General features: G+C 66.6%; 23 protein-coding genes and 1 riboswitch. Of the genes, 6 read left to right on the forward strand and 17 right to left on the reverse strand.

Annotation, left to right across the window (positions count from 1 at the left end):
• Positions 1 to 71 precede the first annotated feature (71 nt).
• On the reverse strand, positions 72 to 386 hold the full coding sequence (locus ACF07D_RS02705; RefSeq protein WP_391503783.1) for a hypothetical protein: 315 nt from the start codon (positions 384 to 386) through the stop codon (positions 72 to 74).
• Positions 379 to 738 carry a hypothetical protein gene (locus ACF07D_RS02710; protein WP_391503784.1) on the reverse strand — a complete coding sequence of 120 codons (360 nt, stop codon included), beginning with the start codon at positions 736 to 738 and terminating at the stop codon, positions 379 to 381. The genes ACF07D_RS02705 and ACF07D_RS02710 overlap by 8 nt, the downstream gene beginning before the upstream one ends.
• A 263-nt stretch (positions 739 to 1,001) precedes the next feature.
• Here ACF07D_RS02710 and ACF07D_RS02715 point away from each other — a divergent pair, with 263 nt between their 5' ends.
• On the forward strand, positions 1,002 to 1,487 hold the full coding sequence (locus ACF07D_RS02715; protein WP_391503785.1) for a CinA family protein: 486 nt from the start codon (positions 1,002 to 1,004) through the stop codon (positions 1,485 to 1,487).
• A gap of 73 nt (positions 1,488 to 1,560) precedes the next feature.
• Here ACF07D_RS02715 and ACF07D_RS02720 read toward each other — a convergent pair whose 3' ends face one another.
• The 6 genes from ACF07D_RS02720 to ACF07D_RS02745 all read right to left on the reverse strand — a co-directional run bounded on the left by ACF07D_RS02720 (position 1,561) and on the right by ACF07D_RS02745 (position 7,066).
• The gene (locus tag ACF07D_RS02720; RefSeq protein WP_391503786.1) at positions 1,561 to 3,261 is read right to left on the reverse strand and encodes an ABC-F family ATP-binding cassette domain-containing protein; all 1,701 of its coding nucleotides are present in this window, start codon (positions 3,259 to 3,261) and stop codon (positions 1,561 to 1,563) included.
• A 9-nt stretch (positions 3,262 to 3,270) separates the two neighbouring features.
• Positions 3,271 to 4,128 (reverse strand): ABC transporter ATP-binding protein, encoded by an 858-nt coding sequence (locus ACF07D_RS02725; RefSeq protein WP_391503787.1) that lies wholly within the window; start codon positions 4,126 to 4,128, stop codon positions 3,271 to 3,273.
• 1 nt (position 4,129) lies between these two features.
• The gene (locus ACF07D_RS02730; RefSeq protein ID WP_391503788.1) at positions 4,130 to 5,218 is read right to left on the reverse strand and encodes an ABC transporter substrate-binding protein; all 1,089 of its coding nucleotides are present in this window, start codon (positions 5,216 to 5,218) and stop codon (positions 4,130 to 4,132) included.
• A gap of 2 nt (positions 5,219 to 5,220) precedes the next feature.
• Complete coding sequence (locus tag ACF07D_RS02735) at positions 5,221 to 5,994, reverse strand: ABC transporter permease (protein ID WP_119283242.1); 774 nt, start codon at positions 5,992 to 5,994, stop codon at positions 5,221 to 5,223.
• A 13-nt stretch (positions 5,995 to 6,007) separates the two neighbouring features.
• Positions 6,008 to 6,286, reverse strand: coding sequence for an MTH1187 family thiamine-binding protein (locus ACF07D_RS02740; protein WP_391503789.1), 279 nt, complete (start codon positions 6,284 to 6,286; stop codon positions 6,008 to 6,010).
• A gap of 11 nt (positions 6,287 to 6,297) precedes the next feature.
• A riboswitch (TPP riboswitch) is annotated at positions 6,298 to 6,405 on the reverse strand.
• Between the two features lie 67 nt (positions 6,406 to 6,472).
• On the reverse strand, positions 6,473 to 7,066 hold the full coding sequence (locus ACF07D_RS02745) for a TetR/AcrR family transcriptional regulator (protein ID WP_391503790.1): 594 nt from the start codon (positions 7,064 to 7,066) through the stop codon (positions 6,473 to 6,475).
• 115 nt (positions 7,067 to 7,181) lie between these two features.
• Between ACF07D_RS02745 and ACF07D_RS02750 the strand changes: the two genes are divergently transcribed.
• Together ACF07D_RS02750 and ACF07D_RS02755 are read left to right on the forward strand one after the other, a co-directional pair.
• Positions 7,182 to 7,571, forward strand: a complete 390-nt coding sequence (locus ACF07D_RS02750) for a DUF1304 domain-containing protein (RefSeq protein ID WP_391503791.1) — start codon at positions 7,182 to 7,184, stop codon at positions 7,569 to 7,571.
• A 38-nt stretch (positions 7,572 to 7,609) separates the two neighbouring features.
• Positions 7,610 to 8,626 (forward strand): NADP-dependent oxidoreductase, encoded by a 1,017-nt coding sequence (locus tag ACF07D_RS02755; protein ID WP_391503792.1) that lies wholly within the window; start codon positions 7,610 to 7,612, stop codon positions 8,624 to 8,626.
• 43 nt (positions 8,627 to 8,669) lie between these two features.
• Here ACF07D_RS02755 and ACF07D_RS02760 read toward each other — a convergent pair whose 3' ends face one another.
• From ACF07D_RS02760 to brnQ, 3 genes are read right to left on the reverse strand one after another with little or no spacing between them, the layout of a single operon-like run.
• Positions 8,670 to 9,599 carry an ornithine cyclodeaminase family protein gene (locus ACF07D_RS02760; protein ID WP_119283246.1) on the reverse strand — a complete coding sequence of 310 codons (930 nt, stop codon included), beginning with the start codon at positions 9,597 to 9,599 and terminating at the stop codon, positions 8,670 to 8,672.
• A 59-nt stretch (positions 9,600 to 9,658) separates the two neighbouring features.
• Entirely contained in the window at positions 9,659 to 10,900 is a 1,242-nt protein-coding gene (locus ACF07D_RS02765; RefSeq protein ID WP_391503793.1) for an NAD(P)/FAD-dependent oxidoreductase, read from the reverse strand.
• Between the two features lie 7 nt (positions 10,901 to 10,907).
• Positions 10,908 to 12,317, reverse strand: a complete 1,410-nt coding sequence (gene brnQ / locus ACF07D_RS02770; RefSeq protein WP_391503794.1) for a branched-chain amino acid transport system II carrier protein — start codon at positions 12,315 to 12,317, stop codon at positions 10,908 to 10,910.
• Between the two features lie 225 nt (positions 12,318 to 12,542).
• Here brnQ and ACF07D_RS02775 point away from each other — a divergent pair, with 225 nt between their 5' ends.
• Positions 12,543 to 14,264, forward strand: a complete 1,722-nt coding sequence (locus ACF07D_RS02775) for a PucR family transcriptional regulator (protein ID WP_391503795.1) — start codon at positions 12,543 to 12,545, stop codon at positions 14,262 to 14,264.
• 73 nt (positions 14,265 to 14,337) lie between these two features.
• On the opposite strand, the gene ACF07D_RS02780 is transcribed toward ACF07D_RS02775, so the two are convergent.
• The 4 genes from ACF07D_RS02780 to ACF07D_RS02795 all read right to left on the reverse strand — a co-directional run bounded on the left by ACF07D_RS02780 (position 14,338) and on the right by ACF07D_RS02795 (position 20,743).
• On the reverse strand, positions 14,338 to 15,675 hold the full coding sequence (locus ACF07D_RS02780; RefSeq protein ID WP_391503796.1) for a PucR family transcriptional regulator: 1,338 nt from the start codon (positions 15,673 to 15,675) through the stop codon (positions 14,338 to 14,340).
• Positions 15,672 to 17,117 carry an NAD(P)/FAD-dependent oxidoreductase gene (locus ACF07D_RS02785; RefSeq protein ID WP_119283251.1) on the reverse strand — a complete coding sequence of 482 codons (1,446 nt, stop codon included), beginning with the start codon at positions 17,115 to 17,117 and terminating at the stop codon, positions 15,672 to 15,674. Before ACF07D_RS02785 ends, ACF07D_RS02780 begins: the two co-directional genes overlap by 4 nt.
• On the reverse strand, positions 17,114 to 19,105 hold the full coding sequence (locus ACF07D_RS02790) for a DUF3556 domain-containing protein (protein WP_391503797.1): 1,992 nt from the start codon (positions 19,103 to 19,105) through the stop codon (positions 17,114 to 17,116). Before ACF07D_RS02790 ends, ACF07D_RS02785 begins: the two co-directional genes overlap by 4 nt.
• A 126-nt stretch (positions 19,106 to 19,231) precedes the next feature.
• Positions 19,232 to 20,743 carry a class I adenylate-forming enzyme family protein gene (locus tag ACF07D_RS02795; protein ID WP_391503798.1) on the reverse strand — a complete coding sequence of 504 codons (1,512 nt, stop codon included), beginning with the start codon at positions 20,741 to 20,743 and terminating at the stop codon, positions 19,232 to 19,234.
• A gap of 227 nt (positions 20,744 to 20,970) precedes the next feature.
• On the opposite strand from ACF07D_RS02795, the gene ACF07D_RS02800 reads away from it, so the two are divergent.
• Entirely contained in the window at positions 20,971 to 21,750 is a 780-nt protein-coding gene (locus ACF07D_RS02800; RefSeq protein ID WP_391503799.1) for an ankyrin repeat domain-containing protein, read from the forward strand.
• A 102-nt stretch (positions 21,751 to 21,852) separates the two neighbouring features.
• Here the strand turns inward: ACF07D_RS02800 and ACF07D_RS02805 are convergent, their stop codons facing one another.
• Positions 21,853 to 22,503, reverse strand: a complete 651-nt coding sequence (locus tag ACF07D_RS02805) for a DNA-binding response regulator (protein WP_119283254.1) — start codon at positions 22,501 to 22,503, stop codon at positions 21,853 to 21,855.
• On the reverse strand, positions 22,500 to 23,714 hold the full coding sequence (locus tag ACF07D_RS02810) for a sensor histidine kinase (protein ID WP_391503800.1): 1,215 nt from the start codon (positions 23,712 to 23,714) through the stop codon (positions 22,500 to 22,502). The genes ACF07D_RS02805 and ACF07D_RS02810 overlap by 4 nt, the downstream gene beginning before the upstream one ends.
• 194 nt (positions 23,715 to 23,908) lie before the next feature.
• Between ACF07D_RS02810 and ACF07D_RS02815 the strand changes: the two genes are divergently transcribed.
• Positions 23,909 to 24,385 (forward strand): small multi-drug export protein, encoded by a 477-nt coding sequence (locus tag ACF07D_RS02815; RefSeq protein WP_119283256.1) that lies wholly within the window; start codon positions 23,909 to 23,911, stop codon positions 24,383 to 24,385.
• The last annotated feature ends 154 nt before the right edge of the window (positions 24,386 to 24,539 follow it).

Here is a 24,539-nt window from a genome sequence, read left to right on the forward strand (position 1 = left end):
CGGCGGCTGCCGGGAGGGGGTCGACGCGGACGCCGGAGCCGGGTACTATCTCGGCCGCCCAAGCCGGACCGTTAAGGCTGCGGGGCCGCCTGCGGCGTGGGCTCGTCTACGATCGTCAGGCCGCCGGGGCGGTTCGCGAGGAAGCCAAGCAGCTCCGCCCACTCCTTGTTGATCTCGACGTCGACGAGATTCGCGAACGTGAAGTGCAGCGGTATCGACGGGTGGAGCCACAGCGATGACCCGGCGCCGCATTCTGAGGTCTGCCAGGTGAAGAGAAAGCTCTCCCCCTTGCGCAGCTTGTTCGCGATGACGAGTTTCAGGTGGTGCAGCAGCCGATCCTCGAATTCGAAGACGCTGTTGTTCATTCCGTAGTGCAGCTCACCCATTGATGCCCCCTGCAAGTGCCTCGTGCGGAACGCTGAGCGCCTCAAGCGCCGCTGAAACGTTGTCCTCCCGAATGACCGTCATTCCTCGTGGAGTATTGGCCGTCTCCACGAGCACCTGCACCCACTCAGGGTTGAGCGTCGGCGGAGTGTTCCCCGAGAAACGAAAGATCAACGGGATCGACGGCGCGATCCAGAGCGTGACCCGGCCGCTTCCCGCCTCAGCAGGATTTGACCAGTTCAGAAAGAAGCATTCCTGCCGACGAAGCTTCGCCCCGATCGCAGACTTCAGGTGTGCGAGCGTACGATCCTCGAATTCGTACTCCGTCACCCCATTGTAATAAATGAACCCCATGCCTCAATCATGGCCATTCACCTGGATGGATTCTCAATACTCACAGGAAACGCGGCGCGTCGCCTCTCCGATATCCCCGCGAATGTCGAGGGGCTTGCGCACCTTCTTCCCATCACGTAGGCATATGTGCATCATCGATAGGAGGATCTCCGATGAAGGTTCACCCAGCGCTCCACCGTGACAAACGCAGCCGCCACGCCGCACAGCCAAGCCCTCGTACGTCGCCTTGGCACGCGCCTGCGTGCGTGCGATAGGGACCGGACATGGCGACCAACGCAACGGAAGGGCCTGTAGATGTGCTCGTTGGGCGTGTCGCACAGCGCGCAGTGGAGCGGCAGCTGGCGGTTGCGGTCGCCGAGTCGCTCACCGGCGGGCAGCTCGCGACCGCGCTCGCGGCCGGCGAGGGGTCCGGATCCTGGTTTCGCGGCTCAGTCGTCGCCTACCATCCAGAGGTGAAATTTACGGTGCTCGGGGTCACGCCTGGCCCGGTGGTGACCGCGCGAACCGCGCGCGAGATGGCGCTGGGGGCCGCGCGCCTGCTTGGCGCCGACATCGCAGTCTCCGTGACAGGGGTCGGCGGACCTGGCCGCGAGGAGGGGCAGCCTGCCGGCACAGTGTTTCTCTGCACCGCCGGTCCAGACTTCGCGGCCGAGGTCAGCGAGCAGCACTTCCCCGGGGACCCGATTGATGTGCTCCACGCGACGATCCGCTGCGCCCTCGCGAGCCTCATCGCGCGTCTGGAGGCTTAAGCCAGGCAGCGAAGACCGCGTGGACCCTTCCAGCTGGTCCGTGCACGAAACACTGGCGTTTGCGCTGATAGTGCTACAGCTCTGAGACGGTTCCCGCCTCGACGTGCCACCTTCTGTCGAGCCGAACCGTGTTCAGCATGCGCCTATCGTGTGTGACGAGCAGCAGCGCTCCCTCATAGCGTTCGAGTGCCTGCTCGAGCTGCTCGATTGCGGGCAGGTCAAGGTGGTTCGTCGGCTCGTCGAGCACGAGCACGTTCACCCCGCGCGCCTGCAGCAGCGCGAGCCCTGCACGGGTGCGCTCCCCTGGAGAGAGCTCGCCCGATGGACGAAGCACGTGGTCTGCCTTGAGCCCAAACTTCGCGAGCAGCGTGCGTACCTCGGCCGAGGCCATCTCTGGCACGAGCGCCTCGAACGCGTCAGCGAGGGGTTCTGGGCCCGCAAAGAGCGATCTCGCCTGGTCGATCTCGCCGATGGCGACCGACGTGCCGAGTGCGGCGCTCCCGTCGTCGGGATCCTGTCGTCCGAGAAGTAGCCTGAGAAGTGTCGACTTGCCCGCGCCGTTGGGCCCCGTGATTCCGACGCGCTCCCCAGCGTTCAGCTGCAGCGAGACCGGCCCGAGCGTGAAGTCGCCCTGCCTTGCGACTGCGCCGTTGAGTGTCGCGACGACCGAGCTCGACCGCGGTGCCTGCCCGATAGTGAATTCGAGCTGCCACTCCTTGCGCGGCTCCTCGACTTCCTCAAGCCGACGAATGCGGCTCTCCATCTGCCGCACCTTCTGCGCCTGCTTCTCGCTCGACTCCATCGAGGCCGCGCGGCGAATCTTGTCGTTGTCGGGCGACTTCTTCATCGCGTTTCTGACGCCCTGGCTCGACCACTCACGCTGTGTGCGGGCCCGCGCGACGAGGTCGGCCTTCTTGGCGGCGAACTCCTCGTAGTCGTCGCGCTTGTGCTGACGTACGATCTCGCGCTCTTCGAGGTACGCGTCGTAGCCGCCGCCGAAGACTCGGTTGCTGCTCTGGGCAAGATCGAGCTCGAGGATCTGTGTCACGCAGCGTGCGAGGAACTCGCGGTCGTGACTGACGAGCACGACGCCGCCTCGCAGCCCCTGAACGAACTTCTCAAGCCGTTCGAGCCCGTCAAGATCGAGGTCGTTTGTCGGCTCGTCGAGCAGCACGATGTCGAATCGCGACAGCAGCAGGGCGGCGAGGCCGACCCGGGCTACCTGGCCGCCCGACAGCGACGTCATAAGCGAGTCTGCGGTGACGGCGGTCGCCGCGCTTTCGGAGTGCGCGGCGCCAGTCGCGGGCGCGCCAAGGCCGAGCTCAGCGAGCACCCCTGGGAGACGCTCGTCGAGATCAGCCGCGCCGCTCGCGAGCCAGCGGTCGAGGGCAGTCGAGTACACGTCGGCCGGATCCGGATCCCCCGGTGCCTGCTCCCCCGCGCCCCCGAGGGCCTCCGCTGCCTCGTCCATGTCGCGGGTCGCTTGCGCGCAGCCTGTGCGCCTCGCGACGTAGGCGGCGACAGTTTCGCCAGCGATGCGGTCGTGTTCCTGCGGAAGCCAGCCAACGAAGGCGTCCTGCGGCGCGAGCTGCACTGTGCCAGCCTGGGGCTCGAGCTCGCCGGCGAGGATGCGAAGCAGCGTCGACTTGCCTGCCCCGTTCACCCCGACGACGCCGACGACATCACCGGGGGCGACAGTCAAGTCGAGGCCTTCGAAGAGGGTACGGTGTGCGTATCCGCCCGCGATCGCCTGAGCGACGAGAGTTGCTGTCATCCTGCAAGCTTACGCACTGCCACCGAGCCACCCGAGCAACCTGCGGGCTGCTCCGCGATCGCTGCCGTTCTCGTGCTCGCGCAGCCTCGCGGCTGCGTCGGGCCGCTCCTCCACGTGCACAATCCGGCCGGGCCTTGTACTCAACACGAGTATCCTGTCGGCAAGCAACAGCGCCTCGTCAATGTCGTGGGTGACGAGCAGAATCGGCCTCGCGTCGCTCGCCACGATGTCGATGAGCCAATGCTGCAGCTGCCTGCGCGTGAGCGCATCAAGCGCGCCGAGTGGCTCGTCGAGGGCGAGGATCGGCTGCGGCATCAGAAATGTCCGCATGAGTGCGACCCGCTGCCGCATGCCGCCAGAGAGCTCGTCCGGCCAGGCGCGTTCGAGCCCGGCGAGGCCGAACCTGTGCAGGAGCGACCTGGCGGCTCGGCGGGCCTCAGCACGATCGACGCCGCACGTCTCGGCCCCGAGCGTCGCGTTGTCGAGCACGCGAAGCCACGGGAGTAGGGCATCACGTTGCGGGTGATAGGCGACCCCGCCTGGCGCCCCCGCGAGCTCCACGCCGCCGAGCCGCATGCGTCCGGCTGTCGGCGTTTCGAGGCCGGCGAGCAGCCGCAGCAGGGTCGATTTCCCGCACCCGCTCGGCCCGAGGATCGCCGTGAGCGTGCCTGGATCCGCGTCGAACGAGACGTCAGCGAGCACAGGTACCCGGGCTGCCCGGCGCGGGAGCCAGCCCACGCCGGGCGCCGGGAACGCGTGCGAGATCGCCTCCACACGGAGTGAGCCGACGCCTGCGTCAGTTTCGCGGCTCAGTCCCGAGCAGGCCCGCATCCCCGACCGTTCGGCGTCCGTCACGTTGTCGCTCATGTCAGGCGGCCGGTAGGTACTCGTTCGTCCATGCACCGTTCACCGGCGACGCGTCGTCAAGCATGTCTGCCTCAACAAGGAAATCGGTGAAGCGCTGCCAGACCGCCTCGTCCATTTCGCCGAAGCGTCCCTGCGCCGTGAACCGGGGCGCGTAGTACGAGACAGCCCGCTCGACGAGAGCGGCGTCGAGCTCGGGCGCCGCGGCGAGGAGCGCCTTGGCGCCAGCGGCCGGATCCGCTACAACCGCGTCGTAGCCGAGACTCGTTGCTGCAAGAAACGCCCGCGCAGTCTCTGGCTCCTGCGCCATGTTCGCCGAGTTTCCCACGATCACTGGCGTGTACCAGTTCGGAATACAATCGTCGTGCGCGGCCATCGGAAGCACGACAACGTCGTCATTTTCGGCCTGCGCCCGGAGTGCGTCCCAGCCCCCGAACACCCACGTCACATCGAACTTGCCCTGTTCGAGCCCCGCGAGGTAGTCGACGTTGCCGATCTCGATGAACTCCACGTCGGCGGGGTTGCCGCCGCCGCATGTCGTGAGCGCCGACATGATCTCGGTCTCGAGCGCTCCCCCGTAGCCGCCGTAGGTGAGGCCCGCGAGCGAGCCGGGGTCGTCGGAGAAGCCGGATCTCTTCACGCCCATGAGCACCGAGTCGTTCACTGGCAGGAGCGTCGCGACCGCCTCAAGATCCATTCCTGCGGCGCGGGCGGGCAGCAGCGATTCGGCCTGCGAGATTCCAAATTCGGCACGACCTTCCGCCACCGAGGCCGCGGCCCCGATGCCGTCGCCGGGTTCGAGAATCTCGACGTCGAGCCCTGCCTTCTCGTACAGCCCGTGTTCCTTGGCGTAGTAGAACCCTGCGTGGTGAGCGTTCGGCGTCCAGTTCAACATGAGAGTGACGGGCGTGAGCTCTGTCCCGGAGCCCAGCGACTGAGCCCCGTCTGCGGGTGCGCCGGTGCCAGGCGCTGCGGCCGAGCATCCGACCAAGGCGAGCGCGGCAGCAGCTGCGCCGGCGAGCGCGGCGGCGGCGAGGCCCGAACGGCGGGCACGGCCCGCAGGTGTGACTGTGGTCTGGGAGGGAGCGGCCATGGCTAGACGCCCTTTCTGTTGAGTGTGGATCGGAACCGCGACAGCACGGTGTCTCCGATCAGGGATGCGAGCCAGAACAGCAGCACGCCGAGCACGGCGATGACGCCGACAGCGGCGAACAGCTGGTCCATCCTGTAGCTCGCTTGTGAACGTTGCAGGTAGACGCCGAGCCCGACGGACGAACCCATCCACTCGGCGATGATTGCGCTAAACACGACGTAGCTCGCGGCGACCTTGGCTCCGGCGACAATCGCGGGCACCGCCCCCGGCAGCCGTACGCGACGCAGTACGGTGAGCGGTGACGCCCCCATCGATTGCAGCAGATCGACGAGGTACCTGTCGGCGTCGCGCATCGCGGCGCTCGCGCTGATCGCGATCGGGAAGAACGCCCCAAGCGCCACGACAAGGACCTTCGGGAGCGCCCCGAACCCCATCGCAGAGATCAGGATCGGCGCGAGCACCACCGGAGGAATCGCCTGACTCGCGATGAGCAGCGGTTCCGCCGCCCGCCGTAGCGTGGCAGACAGCCCGAGCAGGATCCCGATCGCGACGCCGCCGAGCGCCCCGAGCGCGAACCCGAGAAGCGCGATCCTAAGCGTCGCCGCCAGGTGCGAGCTGAGCAGCTCCCTGTCGCCCCAGCCCGCCGCCCACACGCTCATGGGCGACGGAATGAGATACGCAGGAGCGTCGGTGAGGCGCACGAGCAGACCCCACGCGAGCACCAGGCCTACGACGGCGAGGAGCGCGGGAAGGATCTGCCGCGTGAGAGTTCTCACGGCGGCCTGCGCGCTAGTGCGTGATGCGGGCGGCGAGCTCGGTCATCGATGCCTCGATGACGTCGTCTTTTGCCTCGAGGATGCGAAAGTGCGTCATGACGCGATCCGCACCAGCCTGAAGCGTCGCATCGTGCAGCTCGCGCATGAGCGGCCAGAGGCGCTCCGCAGGACCCTGAACTGTCGTGCCGAGCGCGCCGACCTCGTACTCGAGACCGCTCTGCTCGATGACGCGAATCGCGCCCTCGACGCAGCTGTATCGACCGTTTTCGTCTCCCATTGGTGTGGGCGACACGTGAACATGGATCAACATGGTGACCGCTTCCCTCCGCTCGTGTTAACGAGATCAGGTTCCTGGGGTGGTCCGCCTCATTCGGCAGATCTCAGCCCGTTCGGGCCCCCCCAGCGGATGTGTACTGGAACCCTCAGCATAGCGACGAACGTATGCCTCGGGTCAAGGCCGGAGTGTCGCGGGCGGCCGCTAGCCCTGAACCGCGCGTTCTTCGATGAGAGCGAGCGCGGCGTCGACGCTTCCGACAGCAGCCTCGGGCGTCACTCGCACGAGCGCAACGGCTGCGATTACGAGGCCGGTGCACGCGGCGGTCAGCACATCTGCCTGCGCATTCGCCAGAGATGGGAACCGCGCTGCGACGCCGTTTGCGAAGGCCGCACTCAGCTCGGCCCTGTACGCTGCGATGACGCTCGCGACGGCCGCGTCTTGTGAGATCGGTGCGCCCGCGGCATTCACGAGGAGGCAACCGCTCGTCGCTGCGGTCGTGCCCGTTCGCAAGAGCGCCGCGCGGAGCCCCGTGAGGTAGTTCTCGAGCGCGTCGGCTTCGACCTCGGCGGCGACGAGCGGAGCGAGCCGTGGGCGGATCACCTCGTTCAAGTAGCTCTCGATCACTGCCTCGAACAGGCCATGCTTCGACCCGAACGCGTGATAGATGCTCGATCGCTTCAAGCCCGTCGCCGTTTCAAGTGCTGGGAGGGAGCTTGCCTCGTAGCCGTTCACCCAAAACACCTCACGGGCGGCCCGCACGACCTCCGCGGTGTCGAACTGCTGCGTGCGCCCCATGCCGTCTCCTCAGAATGATTGCGTGATCGACCCTCTCGTTATAGTGTACTGATCGATACAGTATTTCGCGAACGCCGGCTGCCGCCGACGCGCAGTTAGAGAAACGAGTCACATCATGGTGATCGCCGGCCTTGTGCTCACCGGAGCCGCAGCACTCATTCACGTGTTCATCTTCTACCTCGAATCCATGGCCTGGACGAGCGAGCGAGCCCGCAAGACCTTCGGCACCGGCACTGTCGAAGAGGCGAAGGCGCAGCATGCCCTCGCGTTCAACCAGGGGTTCTACAACCTATTTCTCGCGGTGGCAGTCGCGCTCGGCATCGTATTCGTCGCCGCCGGGAACCTGCCCGTTGGGGCGACCCTCGTCTTCACCGGAGCGGGCTCAATGGTCGCGGCGAGCCTCGTCCTCGCAATCTCCTCGCCCGACAAGCTCGGCGCCGCGCTGAAGCAGGGCACCGTGCCAGCGCTCGGGATCATCGCGCTCGCGATTGGGCTGCTCAACTAGCCCGTCCAACCCCGCTTTCCCACCCACAAGGAGCACACATGAGCAACGCAACAAGCACCCAGATCCGCCTCGCCCGCCGCCCGGTCGGCTGGCCGGCCCACGAAGACTTCGAGACCGCGACAGTCGAATACGGCGACCCCGCGCCCGGCGAGGTGCGGGTGCGCAACGAGTTCGTATCAGTCGACCCCTACATGCGCGGCCGCATGAGCGACGCACGCAGCTACGTCGCGCCCTACGAGCTCGGCGCGGTGATCGCTGGCGGGGCCGTCGGCAGGGTCATCGCGTCGGCAAACGAGGAGCTCCCAGTCGGCACAGCCGTGCTGCACCAGCATGGCTGGACAGACGTCGTTCAAGCCGACGGGGCGAAGTTCAGGGCGCTCCCCGAGATCGCCGGGGTGCCGCTCTCGGTCCACCTGCACATGCTCGGCATGACCGGACTCACCGCGTACGTCGGGCTCACAACCATCGCTGGCCTCCGTGAGGGCGACACCGTCTTCATCTCTGGCGCAGCCGGCGCGGTCGGCACCGCCGCAGGCCAGATCGCGAAACTACTCGGCGCCGGCAGGGTCATCGGGTCAGCCGGCTCCCCCGAAAAGGTGGCGCTCTTGACCGAGAAGTACGGCTACGACGCGGCGTTCAACTACAAGGATGGTCCGGTTCGCAAGCAGCTTGCAGCTGCGGCACCCGACGGGGTCGACGTGTTCTTCGACAACGTCGGCGGCGACCACCTCGAGGCCGCCCTCGCGGCGATGAACGACGGCGGCAGGTTGGCGCTGTGCGGGGCGATCGCGGCCTACAACGCAACAGAACGCCCCTCCGGCCCGTCGAACATGGCAAACATGATCACGCGGGCACTCACCATGCAGGGCTTCACGGTAGGGGCGCACTGGGACAAACTCCCCGAGTTCTCCAAGCGCATGTCCGCCTGGCTCGGCGAGGGCAAGATCGCCTACGACGAGACGGTTGTCGACGGCATCGAGAACACCATCGACGCGTTCATCGCGATGATGCAGGGAGCAAACACAGGCAAGATGCTCGTTCGCGTGGGGGCGTAGAGACTGGGCGCTGGCCCCGGCTTGACCGGGCCAGCGCCACCTGTCAGACCGGCGGGGTCAAGCCCGACGCCACGGCCAAGTCTTGCCACGACATTCCGGTACCCTTGAACACGTTCGGGCGGCCTGGGTCGCGCACGACCTCGCCGCGAACAAGGCCCGCGAGAGGCTGCATCGAGTCCACGTCGAGGTGCCCCTCGGCAGCTGCCATGATGACATCGCCGGCCTCACGGAGCGCGGTCGCCTGATCCTCAACGACGACGAGCGCGCGACCCATGAGCTCCCCCGGGATCTCTCGCCTGTCTGGCTCGTGCGAGCCCATCGCAGCCACGCAGGCCCCGTCTTGTACGAGTGCCCCATCGAACACCGGATCCTTCGCGGAGGTGGCGCAGAGCACGATGTCTGCGTTCGCGACGTCGGCGGCGGCGCCGAGGCTGGCCTCGATCCCGAGCTCGGCGAGCTTCGCAAGCGCTGGGGCCGTGCGCTCGGGGTTGCGGCCCACAAGTCGAATGTCGGTGAGATCCCGAATTCGAGAGAACGCGACAACGTGGTCGATCGCCTGCGGCCCACTGCCGAACACGACGAGCCGCTCGGCGTCGGGCGCCGCCAGTCGATCGACTGCGACAGCGGTTGTCGCCGGGGTGCGGAGCACGGTGAGCGCCGACCCGTCGACAAGCAGCTGGGGCGTGAGCGTTTCTGCGTCCATGAGCAGGTAGAGCGCCTGGATGCGAGGCTTCCCCTTCGCCGGATTATCCGGCGAGACCGACGCGATCTTCACACCGACAGACTGCCCGAGGCTCGACGGCATGAGCAGTAGGTGCCCGGCGCCCGCGTCAACCGACTGCCTCGCCGGGTCGGCTGCGGGGTCGAAACCATCCATGAGCGCCCGCTCGATGAGGCCGCGAGCGGTATCTGGATCGATCTGGGCGCGCACATCCGCGGCTGAGAGGAACGGCAGTCCGGTCGGGGCAATCATGAGGTTCTCCTTGCTGGCTGGGTACTGGAAACGAACGACGGGGGGGCAGCGCCGCGAGACTAGAAGCGGCTCGCGGAGACGCCCCGCAACAGCTCGGGTACCGGGCCGCCGCCCACCAGGTCGGTGATCAGCTTGCCCGTCGTTGGCGCGAGGCTGATGCCAAGCATCACGTGCCCGGTCGCGACGAGCACGTTCGGGTGCTTCGCGAGCGCCCCGATAATCGGGAGGCCGTCTGGCGTCGTCGGGCGCAGGCCGGTCCACGGCTCAGGGGCGCTGTCAATGTCGGGCCAGCCTTCGAAATATCCGCTCACACCGGTGAGGATACCGCCGGCGCGACGCCGCTTGATCGACTCGTCGACGCCTGTGAAGCCCATCGTGCCAGCAAGTCGCACTTTTGTGTCGAGAGGCGTGATCGCCACCTTCGCCTCAGCGAGGTAGATCGGCTTTGTTGGACCACCTGGCGTGACCGGGAAGTCGTAGCCGTAGCCCTTGCCCGACTGCAGGTGCACCCGCTCGCCAATGCCACGGAGCACCTCGTTCGTCCACGCACCGGCGGCCACAACCACCTTGTCGGCGCGGAGGGTCTCTGCGCCGACACGCACCGCGACGGCTCCCCCGTGCGCAGACTCGAGAGTCGCGGGCGCTCCGAGGCGCAGCTCGACGCCCTCTCGCTCGCACGCAGCCGCGAGGCCGCGCACGAACGAGCCCGGGTCGACAGAGCGGTCGCCTCTCGACTCGATGCCTGCGACGACTCGATCCGAGAGCACTGGCTTGTGGGCTTTCAGGTCAGCCTCGCTCATGTGGTTCCACGAGAACCCGGGAAGCTTGCCGTCGAGCAGTTCGAGCTCGGTGACTCGCCCCTCGACCTTGTGGCCGTCGGTGAAGAGCATCGACAACGGCTGCTCGTGCTGCTCGAACTCGACGCCATCAGCCGCGAGCTCGTCGAAGTCTGACAGCGCCGTCGCGCTGAGCGCGGCGAGCACCGCCGACCCCTCACGGAAGCGCGTGTCGGTGCAACTGCGCAGCATCCGCAGCATGAACCCGATGAAGCTCGGCTTGAGCGACGGCGTCACGTACAGCGGACTATCTGGCTGCACCATCCACTTCATGGCCTGCAGCATCATGCCGGGCGCGGGAACGGGTGTCGACATGCTCGGAATCAGCCAACCAGCGTTGTGTCCAGAGGCCTTCGCCGCAAGCGGCGCCTGGTCAACAACTGTCACCTCGTGGCCTGCCCTGCGGAGATAGTACGCGGATGCAAGGCCGACAGCGCCGGCTCCGATCACGATGACACGGGTCATGCGGGTGTTACGCCTTTCGTGAGGAGGCACGCGCCTCAGACTTGTGGGTGACGGGTTCGTCGATCACCGGGATGTGCGCGGTCCGATCGATCGCCGGCTCGCCCCTGACACGGCCAACGGCGTAGCCGATCACGCCGCCGAGTATCGCGGGAATGATCCACCCGCCGTTGTCGGCGAACATTGGCAGCCACGAGAAGGATTCGTTGAGCTCGTCGACGAAGTTGCCCGACGCCTTTACGGCGTCGAGGATCGCGATCGCCCCGGCTCCAATCGTCGCCCCGACGTAGACTGCGCGACGTCCGCCGAAGAAGCGGTCGAGGAGCGCGAGGACGATGAGCGTCATGCCGAGTGGGTAGAGCAGGAAGAGGATCGGGAGCGCGGCGGAGAGCACAGCCTGCAGCCCAAAGTTCGCGATGACCAAGCCGACGGTGGCGTGGATCCAGACCCAGGCCTTGTATGACACCTTCGGGAACTGCTTCGCGAAGTAGTCGGCAACGGCGGTGAGGCACGCGACAAGCGTCGTGATGCCTGTGAGGAAGATGACGATTCCGATCATCAGCACCCCCGGGTAGCCGAGCAGCGTGCGCGCTGCCTCAGCTATGACAGTTCCACCGTTGTCCGGGCGGCCGATCGAGTCGACGCTCGACCCGCCGATCCACGCGAGCGAGATGTGCAGCAGCGCGAGACCAACGACCGTGATGACACCGGCCTTCAAGAACGTGAACGAGATGCCCTTGCGAGTAGTAATGCCCTGCCCGCGAATCGACTGGATGAACACTCCTGCGAACACCAGAGCGGCGAGCGCATCCATCGTGAGGTAGCCCTCGGTAAAGCCCTTAATGAACGCGCCGTTCTTGTAGGGGTCGACGGCCGGGTGTAGTTCGCCCATCGGGGTGATGAGCGACTTCACGACGATGATGATGAGCAGCACCGAGAAGATCGGCGTAATGACCTTCCCCACGCGGTCGACAAGCTTCGACGGGGTGAGCGAAAGGTAGACGCCAAGCAGCGTGAAGATCACCGAGAAGATGATGAGTGGCCACGCGCCCTGCGTGAGTTCCGGGCCGAGGATCGGCTTCACCGAGATCTCGTAGACGACAGAGGTCGTGCGCGGGTTCACGTACAGCGGGCCGAGCGCGAGAAACAGCAGAATGCAGAACACGAACGAGTACACGGGGTGCACGCGCGACGCGAGCTGCTCGACAGTGCCGCCTGCCATCGTCAGGGCGACGATCGCGAGCAGCACGAGCCCGACGCCAGTGATGAGAAAGCCCGACATCGGGATCCACATTTCGCTGCCAGCAGCCTGGCCAACCATCGGGGCGAAGATCGTGTTGCCGGCCCCGAGAAACATGGCGAAGAGCAGCAGGCCAAGGGCGAGCATTTGGAACGGTGAGAGCTTCCGGTCGCCCGTCATCGCACGCCTCCTCGGGTCGAACTGGGCTGGGCGGTCAGGGCGGCTGAGAGGCCCTCAGGCGCGAATTGCGTGGGTTGCACGTTCTCCTCCTTGAGCTTGCAAAGAATTCTGGCGGCTGGCGCAGGCTCGCGCCCCGCGTCACCGCGCGTCCGCTCAATGCAACCACAGGTGAAGCCTGGTGATCCTCGGGCAAGATGCCCAATCTGAATCGATATTATTAGCACTATGTACGGACAGTTCGCGCGAGCAGAGGAGCTCGGCCAGCCACGCGACGGCGCGATCACGCTCGCCGACATTGCGACGGCGCTCGACGCGGCGGTGCGGGAAGTGGTCCCGCCGAGATCCGGATCCCCAACGCCGATCCGCTCAGTGTCGCTCGCAGAGACCACCGACCTCACCTCCCCTTTCCCATCGTCGCCCCCTGCCGACCTCGTGCTGCCCGTCGGTGCGACAAGCACCGACGTCACGGCATGGCTCCGCGGGCTCCCAACGCGGCCGGCGGCAGAACTCCCGGTCGCCCTCATGGTGAAGGAGGACATCGCAGCCGCCGACCTCCGGTTCGCGGCGACTGCAGCCGGTCTCGCGCTCATCGTGGTCGACAAAATGGCAAGGTGGGACCTCCTGCTCGCCTCGATCCATCGCAGGCTCGACCGGGCGCATTCGCATGACGGCGAGCCACCAGGATCCGGCGCCAACGCCGCCTTCACTGACCTCGCCGAGCTCGCTTCTGTCATCGCCGACGGGGCCGGCGGCATGGTCACAATCGAGCGCCCAGACTCGAGCATGCTCGCCTATTCCCCCTCCGACGGGACAGCCGACGGGCTTCGCGAACGCGCGATCCTCGGCCGCGTCGCCCCCGAAGACTCCATGGTGCTGCTCGGAGCATGGGGCGTCGTCAAGCAGATTCAAAACACGCGAAAGGTCGTGGCGGTGCCCGCACACGACGAGCTCGGGATGCGGCCACGGCTCGTCACAGGAATACACTCGCCGAGCGGCCAGTTCATCGGCTCGATCTGGGTGCAGGAAGGGGCGAACGGATTCAGCCCAGACGCCGAGACAGTGGTGCGCGGCGGCGCCTCGGCGGCGGCCCGCGTGCTGACACGGGAACTCGAAGCGCCGTCAGCGTCAGAGCTCATGCTGCAGCGGGTGTTCGGCGAGCGTGGCGGGATCGACGCGGGAACAGCTTCAGCCTTTCTCGGACTTCCAACTCTCGACGATGCGGCGCTCCTCGGAATCGCGCTGCCGGGCTCGGCCGCCGCGCCTTCTGCAGGTGAGCGCGGTGCGACCGGGGGTGCTGGGGTTGCCAGTATCGCCAAGATGCTGCGCCTGCACGTCGGCGCGTTTGCGCCACAGGCCCGGTTCGTGCTGCTCGGCGATCGGGCCTACGTGCTGCTGCCGAATCTGCCAGCAGGCGATCGACTCGCCGAGTGGGCAGAGATGCTCGTCGCCAAGTTTGACGCCTCCGGGGCGAGATCCCCGGCAGCCCCAGCCACACCCATGCGAATCGCGATCGTCTCACCGGTGGCGGGCTTTGAACAGATCTCTGAGGCCCGCGCCGAGGCAGACAGGGTGCTCGACGCGATCGACGGCAGCTCTACCCGCGTGACCTCTCTCACACAGTCGCGAACCTCGGTGCTGCTTCGCGAAGCCTTCACGCTCCTGGGGGCGCACGCTGATCTCTTCGACCCTCGTATCGCGACGCTGCGAGCCTACGACGATCGCCACGGCGCGGAACTCGTCGCCAGCCTTCGCGGATACGTCGATACTGGCTTCAACGCCAGGGAGGCAGCACGACTGCTCGGGGTGCACCCGAACACGCTCAGGTATCGGCTGCAGCGTGCGCAAGAGCTCACCGGGTTCGACCTTGGCAGGCCTGAGGATCGGCTGCTCGTCTCGCTGCAGCTCGAGCTCGCGGCGCGGGCGAACCCTGGCGTGTCTCCAGGTTGAGGAGTTCTGCACGGCTGGACCACGCCAGCCAATCGAGAGTTGCGGAGGACGGGCGAGCCCATCGGGTCCCCCATCAGCCGTCCACTCCGAGCAGGTCAAAGAGCTTCAGCGCGAGCGATATCTCCATGCCGTCCGCCGGCCTGCCCCCGCGTTCCGCTTCAAACTTCGCGACACGCTGACGCACGGTGTTGCGGTGCAGCCCGAGCAACTCGGCCGTCTTCGAGGAGTTCTCGCCGGTCGCGTAGAACGTCGCAAGCGTCTCACGGAGCGCGGCCTGCTGCTCTCCCTCAGAGGCCACGTCGCCGAGGACCTCGCGGGTCCAAGTGATGGCGCTCTTCGTGTCGTGCATGAGGAGCGACAGAAACCCGACGTCCGGGTCGCTGAACGCCACGAGCTGAGCCTCGCGGAACCGCTGCGCGCCAAGCGCAACGAGCCGCGCCTTCGCGGCCTGCTCGTGGCTACGCCTGAACCCGGCCACCCCGCTGCCGGGCACCCCGATTGCGACACGGACGTTGTTGGCCTCGGCAGACTCCGCAAGCTTCGCGACGCGTGCGAGGGCGTCGTCAGCGAGCTCCGGGGTCGGGCTGGCGACCCACGCCCACGCCGTCGTGCGGTCGGCGGCGGTGATGAGCGGCGGCTTCGTTGACTGCAGGATCGCGGCGACCCGCCTGAGCAGCTGGTCGACCTGGCGCTGGTCTTCGGTCGTGGAGTTGTCGAACTCGAGCCAGGCGATGAGCGCAACGTGGTGTTGGTCGAGCGAGTACCTCGTGCGCGCCTCGAACCCGGCGGATGAGATCGGCTCTCCGCGCAGGGTTTTCAGGACTGCGGCGGCGTTCGTCACCGCGCGCGCGGTCCACCATTTGGCCTGTTCGGCAACGAAAACGTCCGTCACGTACTGCAGCATCCAGTCGATGTAGTTGTGAATCACGTCGGTGATGCGGCGCACGAGGTTCATCTGCAGGTCTTGATCGTCAAGCCCTAGGGCGTCGACCATGTCAATACCTCGACGCACCACCATCGACTGCCCCAGGTAGTACGCACGTGTCAACGAGCCGAGCTGCACATCTCGCTGGGCGAGGCGCATGGCGTATTCAACGGCGGCCGTGCTCGGTTGGACGGATTCGATGGCAATGTCGTTCGTGAGGATGTGCCCGATGGTCCAGATGTTTCCATCAACGCTCGCACGCAGCATCTGCACCAGTTGTGCGTCTTGGTCGAGCCCAGCGACCCGGTCCGAGAGCAGACCTGTCATCTCGTCGACGATTTGCGGGGTCTCCTCCTGAAGGGCATACCCGATGCGCGCTATGAGCTCGCGAAGCTGCAGGTCATGAGCGGCTGACTCCGGCCTGGCGGTCGGGCGCGGTGCGGTGGCAGCGGCGGGGGCCGCAGCATCCTCTTTCCGGCCCGTCATGTCTGCACCGGGGTCGCCGCGCGTGGCCCGCGCTGCAGCACGTCAAGGGCGCGGTGTGCCGCGTTGAAGCCCCCCATGCCATGGATCCCTGGGCCCGGCGGCGTCGCAGCCGAGCAGAGGTAGACGCCGGGCGTCCCAGTGTCGTACGGCTGGGCACCCAACCGTGGGCCGAGGAGAAACTGGAGCGGCGACTTGGCGCCGGTGAGGATATCGCCGCCGATGAAGTTCGCGTTCTCGGCCTCGCTCTCGGCCGGCGTGCGAGCGCTGAGACCGACGATCCGGTCTCGAAAGCCCGGCGCGAACCGCTCGATCTGCGCGATGATCTGCTCGGTCGCGTCGCCCGGGTAGCCGTTCGGCACGTGCGCGTAGGCGTACACCGGATGGATCTCGCCGTTCGCTCGCGCAGGGTCGGCGGCGGTCTGCTGCCCGACGAGCACGAACGGCCGTTCCGGCATCCGGCCGGCGGCGATGTCGCGCTCGGCGGCGATGATCTCCGCCGCGGTGCCCGCAACGTGAACGGTGCCCGCCTGCGCGATCTCGGGGTCGCGCCAGGGCACCCCGCCCGAGACCGCGAAGTCAACTTTGAAGGCCGCCGGTCCGGGAGCAAATCTGCGGTATGCGCGGCGATCCTGATCGGGTTGCTGCGCGGTGAGAATGCTCGCGGCGGCCCGCGGATGCACGTCGAGGATCGTAATGTCGCGCGGGGGAAGCTCGTGCAGTCGCGTCACGCGGCGACCGGTCTCGAACCGCACGCCGAGGCCGCGCAGCAGCGCAATGTGCGCGTCGGTGAAAACGCCGGTGCCGCCTTTCACGACAGGCCACCCGACGGCGTGTCCGGCGATGATGATTCCGGCTCCGATGCCCGTCACGAGTGGTCGCGTGAGCGGCTGCAGCGCGTGCGCCGCGACCCCCATGAACAGCGCTTTGGCGCGCTCCTCGCGGAAGAATCTCCCGATGAGTGCGGGCGGCGGGCCGGCGACGAGCCCCATTCGGGCGAGCAGGACAGGGTGCCTCGGCACACGCAGCATAGGCGACATGATGACGCCCGAGAGCCTGTCGAACGCGCGAGCCGAGGGCCCGAACGCGGCTGCCCAACGGGGGCCGTCGCGTCCGAGGCCGGCGGCTGTGTCGGCGATCGAGGTGTGCAGGAGTCCGGGCTCGCCTCGATCGAGCGGGTGGGCGGCGTCGATCGGCGCGTGCGCCCATTCCACCCCCATCGCGGGCAGGTCGAGCGTCTTGAAAAACGGCGAGCCGGGCGCCATCGGGTGCACGGCGGCACAGTGGTCCTGCACGAGCCCGGCGAGGGGGGACTCGACTGAGCGAGCTCCCCCTCCGAGGTGGTTCGCGGCCTCGACGACGGTGACGTCGACGCCGGCGCGGGCAAGCACGGTCGCGGCAGCGAGCCCGTTGGGCCCGCTTCCCACTACGACCGCTGTGGTCATGGTTTCCGCACCTCCACGAGTTCCTCGGATTCTGCGACGAACTGGGTGAGCGCGGCGGTGTCAGCGCCGAGCGTCACTGCATCGTCGAGCGGCTCTGGGGCCACGTCTGGCCCAACAATATCGGTTGCGGTGAACCGGAGCTGCTCGAATTGCGGCGAGCGCCAGGTCGCGGTGAGCGGGATCGGCCCGTCGGGCAGCCACGGCTGTGCCGCAACCGCGTCCTTCACCCGCCAGTGGCCCCGCTCGACAACGCCGAGCGCGGCGTCGATGAGGCGATACTCCTGGATGCCGCTCCACAGCGCTTCCGACTCGACCCAGGCGACGATGAACTCACCTGGTTCGAACTGTGCCTGCTCTTGGATCGCCGCGATCAGTTCCTCGTTGTGGAAGTGCCCCTCCCCGAAGTTGAAGCCGATCATCGCGTTGCACCCGAACTCGGCCTCTCGCACGCGGCGGTGGTCGATGTCTGGCACGTCTTCGAGAAGCACGGAGAACAGTCCCCGCCCCTGCGAGTGCAGTGAGCGCCAGCCGATGGTCATCTGCAGGAAGGTCTCGGCGAGCGGATAGGGCAGCCCCATCGTCTGGAGCTGGTCGATCTGATCGGTCGTCGGCCGGTACACGCGGTGCAGTTTGTGCTCGGCGTCGGGGTGGATCGCCCACAGCGCAGAGGCCCAGTTGCCGCCGTACTGGCGGAGCGATGCGAGGAACGACACCTTATCGGGGCGGATGCTGCCGAAGATGACGAAGAACACCGGGATCGCGATGACCGCGAACGGCAGCCACGGCTGCGACATGTCGAACACGCTGAACCCCACACCGTTCGGGTACCCGATGAAGAAGACGACGGCGCAGATCGCGAACAGCATGTTCCACTCGAGCGGCACGGCGAGTGGAAAGGTCGAGATGATGAACAGGCAGAACCCGACCATGAGCAGCGTCGCGAGTGTCACGGTGAGCTGGCCGCCGAGTGCACTGCCAGCGACGAACAGCATCACGAGCGGAGCACCGATCTCGACGATCGTGCCGAGCACGTGGGCGATGAGGTGTGCCGGCCGGCTCGGCCGCAGGTCGCTACCGGCGAAGTCCTTGTACATCGACTTCTTCAGCCAGCGCGGCGGCCAGAACGGGGTGTTGCTGAGCATCGGCGGGATCACCAGGCTGAAGTGCCGGTTGAGCTTCGAGAAGCCGGCTCCGACCCAGACGGTGACGAGGAAGATCTTCAGTGCGATGATCATGTCCGTGACCTCGAAGAAGTGAGGGAACACGATGAAGAAAACGATCGGCAGCAGGTACTGCTCGGCGCGGGCCGCGAGGAAGATCGTCTTGTCCCGCAGCCCAATGATGAGGAGCAGTGCGACCGCGAGCACGAGCGGCGTCGTCTGAATGAGTAGGAAGCTCGCGGCGTGCTGCGTGAGCCAGGCCGGGACGCCGTTCAAGGGATCCGTGAGGTAGGCCTGAAACCTGCCGAGCGCTGGCAGCTCGGCCGCGGTCTGGCCTGGCAGGAGGAGCGCCGTGCCCATGGCGAACAGGAACCCGTAATACAGGAACACGTCGAACACTGTCCGCCGGTTCCCGCCGGTGAACGGGATCCATTTGTAGGGACTGAGCTTGATCGTGCCCGGGCGCGACCAAAACAGGATCCCCCCAGTGAGCGGGCCAAATTTGCCGGCGAGCGGACCCCACGAGCCGGCGACTCCAATCGCGTCGAGCAGCATCGTCATGACGAGCAGCTTCTGGTAGATGATCGGGTTCATCCACCACGACGCCGGATCTAGCGGGTTCAGGTGCGACGTGAGCGTGACGAGCAGCACGCCGCCAATGAGCCACGCGCCGAAGACCTTCGCGAGGTAGAGCACGGAGATATTACGAGCGGCGCCAAAGCCCCACTCGGCCCACTGCGTGGTGAGCACGCGCAACCGCTCCTGCAGCGGGCGCTGGATGAATGCTTCGGGTTCCACGTTCGGGAACCTCGTTTCGGTAAAACCCATGACAACTCCTTTGGTGACAGGTCTTCTGGACGGAACGCGGTATCGGTTTTGGGTACCGCAAGGAGGCCGTCGGCCTCGGGCCGACAACCGGGGATCGTGCGGTTCGCCGCTAGCCGGGGACGGCCGTCACGCGCTCACCGGCTGATTCGTGTGTTCGAGCGCGGGCGCCGTTCGCCTGCGCAGCTCGGGCTTATCGACTTTGCCCACCGGGTTGCGGGGCAGGTCGTCGACGATTTCGAGCCGCACGGGCACTTTCACCTTCATGAGGCCGGCCGCGCAGTGGTCAAGCAGCTCGGCGGGTGTCGCCGCTGCCCCAGGCAGCAGCACGACGTACGCGACGGGAACCTCGCCGAGCCGCGCGTGCGCGGCGCCGACGACCGCCGATTCGAGCACTGCCGGGTGCGCCGCGAGGTGTGTCTCGATTTCCTTGGGGTAAAGGTTCTCGCCGCCGCGAATGATCATGTCCTTGATACGGTCGACGATCCTGAGATACCCGTCGTCGTCGAGTACGCCGACGTCCCCCGTGCGCAGCCAGCCGTCCACGATGGTCTCGGCGGTGGCCTCGGGCCGCCCCAAATAGCCCCGCATCACGGTTGGCCCGCTGATCCGCACTTCGCCGCGCTCGCCCGCCGGCATCGGGTTCCCTGCCGCGTCGGTGACGACGATCCGCTGGCCTGCGAGCGCCGGCCCGACGGTTCCAAGCTTGTGCGGGCCCGCGAGCGGAATGCACGCCGACGCGCACGTCGATTCGGTCAGGCCATAGCCTTCGATGATGTGCAAGCCGAAGCGCTCGGCGCTGAGCTGCAGCAACTCAGCCGAGACCGGGGCAGCGCCGCAGATCACGAACCGGACGGAGCTAAGGTCGACGACCGTCTGCGCAGGCAGCTCAACGAGTTTCGTGAGAATCGCGGGCACCACCGAAAAGTAGGTGGGCCGGAAGCGTTCGACGGCGTCCAGCAGGGCCATCGCCGTGAACCGCGGCATTACGACGGTAGAGCCGCCCACGAGCATCGGTGCCAACCAGCTCACGCAGATCGCGTTGACGTGAAACATCGGGAGTACGACGAGGGCTCGATCAGCCGCCGTGATTTCGGTGTGCGCGGCGAGCCCTTCCGCCATGGCATGGAGGTTCCCGTGGTCGAGCATCACACCCTTCGGCTGCCCAGTGGACCCGCTCGTGTAGATGAGCAGCGCGAGCTGGTCCGCCGGCGTCGCTGGGGTCGGAACTGTGGCTCCAGGTGCCGCGCCATGTCTTGGGTCGCGAACGTCGGCGACGTCGAGCCGCGCGATCGTGAGCCGCGCTGCCGCGAGTGAAGCGTGAGCGTCGACAATGAGGAGCTTCGCGTGTGAATCTGCGAGTTGGTAATTGAGCTCACGCTCGGTGAACGTCGGGTTGATCGGTGTTGCGGCCGCGCCGAGCAGCCAGGTCGCGAGGATCCCGAGGAGCAGTTCGACGCTGTTCTCGAGCATGAGCGCGACCACGTCGCCTTCCCCGACGCCTCGCTCGGCGAGCTGACACGCGAGCACACGGGCTCGTGCGTCGCTCTCCGCATAGCTGAGCATGCCGCGCTCATCGCCGATGCAGTCGCGCCCTGTGCCAGCAGCAGGAGATTCCCAGAGCAGGTGTTTCAGCCTCATTGCCGTCCTTTCCCGAGTGGTCCGCGTTGACCTACTGTCCGGTTGCATTCGCAATGCTACGAGCCAATTTCACGGGTTTTCAGGCCGTTGTTGGCCCAGCTCGTCCGCCACAGTGTGCACTTTGCATAGGGTCACACGGGGGCAGCTCGCGGCGACCACACAGCGACTCCTCCCACCCGAGTGGTATACCATTCACGGCGTTCCCCCATTTCAGAGGAGAGTGACTCATGGACACCACCATTCCAGCAGGCACGCGCCGAAGCATCCGACGCATCCTTGCCCCCGTGATGATCGTTGCGGGCCTCGCCCTCCTTGCTGGGTGCGCGGCCGAGCCGGCACCGGCGAAGCCAACCCCGGCGGCAACGAAGACCCCCGCTCCGACCCCTCAGCCTGAGCCCGTCACCCCAGACCCGCAAGCGAACGCCGACCTCGCGGCGGCCGTGGCGGCGAACGACGGCGCGGCTGTCACCTCGGCAATCGAACGCGGGGCCGATCTCGAGCTGCGAGGTGAGGGCGGACGCACCCCGCTCGTCGCTGCGACCAAGGCGAACGCCATCGCGGCGGCGACGGCCCTCATCGAGGCCGGCGCCGACGTCAATGCGAAGGACGACATCCAAGACAGCGCCTACCTGTATGCGGGGGCCGAAGGGTTCGATGAGATCTTGAAGCTCACGCTTGCGAACGGCGCTGACCTCACGAGCACGAACCGGTTTGGCGGCACGGCGCTGATTCCCGCGGGCGAACACGGGCACGTCGAGGTGACGCGCATGTTGCTCGCCGCTGGAATCGACCCAGACCACATCAACGACCTCGGCTGGACTGCCCCACAAGAGGCAGTGCTGCTCGGCACCGATGGGCCCGACCATCAGGAGACAGTGCGACTCCTGCTCGCTGGCGGTGCAGACCCGAACCTGCGCGACGGGCAGGGCAACACGCCTCTCGCCAATGCCCAGGCGCGCGGCATGTGGGCCCTGGCCGATCTCATCCAGGCGGCTGGCGGGGTGTAGCTTTCCGCCGGCGTCTTACTCAACCCGGCGCTTCCCTTCCCCGCCACATTCCCCGGGAGCTTGGCACCCTGTCGAGAAACCGGGCACCCGAGGGCCGGGCTGCTAGATCCACCCCTGTTGCCAGGCATGTGCAGCCGCGTCGTGTCTGTTGCCCGCGCCGAGCTTCGTCATAGCGGAAGACAGGTAATTGCGCACGGTCCCGGGCGAGAGAAACAGCGCCTCCGCGATCTCTTGCACGCTCGACGATGTACGCGTCGCGCGCAGCACGTCGAGTTCGCGATCAGTGAGCGGGCAGCGCTCAGCGGTGAGCGCTGCGGCAGCAATCTCAGGATCGATGTAGCGTTTCCCCGCTGCCACGTCGCGAATCACATTCGCGAGCTCACCGGCCGGGGTCGATTTGGGCACGAAACCCGCAATCTTCGCGGCAAGCGCCCGCCGCAGTACGCCTGGGCGTGCGTGCCTCGTCACGATGATCACACGCGCTGAGGGAGCGCCCACGGCGATGCGTTCGGCAGCTTCGATGCCGTCAGCCCGCGGCATTTCGAGGTCGAGGAGACAAATATCGGGCTGCAATTCGGCTGCGAGCTCGGCCGCCGTCGCACCGTTGTCAGTTCCGGCGACAACCTCGATGTCTGGCTCGAGCCCGAGAAGCGCCTCGAGCGCCCCACGAATCAGATGTTCGTCGTCGGCGATGAGCAGCCGGATCTTGGCGCCGCCCGCCGTCACCGCCTCTTGTCGGAATTCTCCGGTCATTGTGATCCCCCTTCGGGCAGCCAGAGTCGTAGTTCAAAGCTTGTGCGCACGGGCATCGCTGAGAGCGTCCCGCCCAAGACCGAGACACGCGCCCGCAAACCAGCGAGGCCGCTCCCACTCCGACCATCGGGGCTGGCGTCGGGGGCACCGCCGGGATCGGTGGCAATGCCGTCGTTGACGACGACGAGTTCGAAGCCGCCGCGGGCCGGGCCGAGCGAGATCGTGGCCGAGGTCGCCTCGCTGTGGCGCAGAATATTTGTTGTCGCCTCGCGCACCGCGAAGCCGAGGACCCGCCGCGCTTCGACGCTTGCCGGGGTCTCGGAGACCTCGAGGGCGCACTCGGCACCTGAGAGCGTCAGCACTTCGCGGGCGTTTTCGAGTTCGTCTCCGAGCTCAACTTCGCGCAGGCCCGCAACGAGGGATCGCGTCTCCTCGAGGGCCTCTTTCGCGATCACCCGGATCTCGCCAACCTGTTCTGCGGCGTAGTCGGGCTTCGCTGCGAGGGTGCGTTCTACGAGCTCAGCCTTGAGCGCGATGACCTGCAGATGGTGACCCTGAACGTCATGGAGATCTGCCGCGAAGCGCAGTCGCTCTTGCGTCACGGCGAGCTCGGCTGCGAGGTGCCGCGCCTCATCGAGCCGTCGAACGATTCGCCACAGCCACAGGCTTGAAATCACCATGAGCGGCAGGAGTACGCTATAAATCACAACGAAGGGGGCGGCGTTTCGCTCAGCGAGGTCGAGTGCCTCGCGGCCCGAAAGAAGCCGAGTCGCGATCGGGATGAGGGTCACCACAAGCACTGCAGACATGACCTGCCACCGCAGCTTTCGCTGCACGACGATGCTGAACAGCACGCCTGAGAACCAGAGCTGCGCTGCAGCGAACACCGCCGCCTCTGGGAGCACGAACGCGAGCACCCATGCGGCGAGCGCCGGCAGGAAGAGAGCTACTGTCCAGGCGAGGCGCGGCATGCCGTCTTCACCTTCACCTCGCAAGAACCAGCAGTATCGAATTCGGGTGGCGGATGCGGCAATGCACGCCACGATAAGCGCGAGAAGCAGGCCCGATTCGCTGTTCAGGTAGCGCACGAGCAGATCAGTGATGACAAGCAGATCGAGCAGGAGGAACAGGAACACGATCGAGCCGAGCGTGTAATTCCACGTCGCGTTCACCCCAGCGAACGGGGCCCGGGCGTCAGGCTGAGCAGTCATCGGTCTCAGCATACGGCCACGACTGCGGCGCCCGGTGGGTTTCGCGCGCAATCCTATCTCGTGTGACAAATGTCACGGGAAAGCCGTGAGGATCGGCTTTTCGACACGTGACACTGCGGCACTACTGGCGAATGGGAGCCTGCGAAACGATTGGGTTATCGCGGCGCTCGCCGCTCTCGCTACGAAAGGCAGTCATGCTCGACTCTCTCCAAGATTTCACCGCTTCTCTCCCCGAGTTTCTCCAGTGGTTTGGCGTGTTTTTGATCGCGGCTATCCCGTTCGTCGAGTCCTACTTCGGTTCGGCGATCGGCGTGCTCGGCGGCATCAACCCCCTTGTCGCGGTCGCTGCGGCTGTCGCAGGCAACGTCATCTCGATGCTCATTTTCGTCCTGGCCGCACACGGGGTGCGGTCGAAGGCGACGCAGGGCAAGGCCGCGAAGGAGCTGACGCCTCGCCGCGCAAAGCTCAAGGAGCGCTTCGACCGCTACGGGGTGCCTGGCGTGAGCCTGCTCGGCCAAGTCTTCTTGCCGAGCCAGATCACTTCGGCGGCCATGGTGTCGTTCGGGGCCCCGAAGAATCAGGTCATTCTGTGGCAGATCATCTCGATCATCATGTGGGGCGCCATCTTCGCGGTGCTCGCTACGCTCGGCGTCTCGGTGCTCTTCAGGTAGGTCACCCTCGCTCCGGTCGCTCGGCAAGACCTCGCAGCAATGTGGTGTTTACGACATTCATGCAAATGTGATACAAATATCACGCTGCGTGTGCACAGCCGTGGGCGCGCGCCACCGCCGTAGGCGGCGCGACTGAGTTGCCGCGACAAAGTTG

The sequence above is a fragment of the Leucobacter sp. NPDC015123 genome, from assembly GCF_043080205.1.
GTDB lineage: Bacteria > Actinomycetota > Actinomycetes > Actinomycetales > Microbacteriaceae > Leucobacter > Leucobacter aridicollis_A.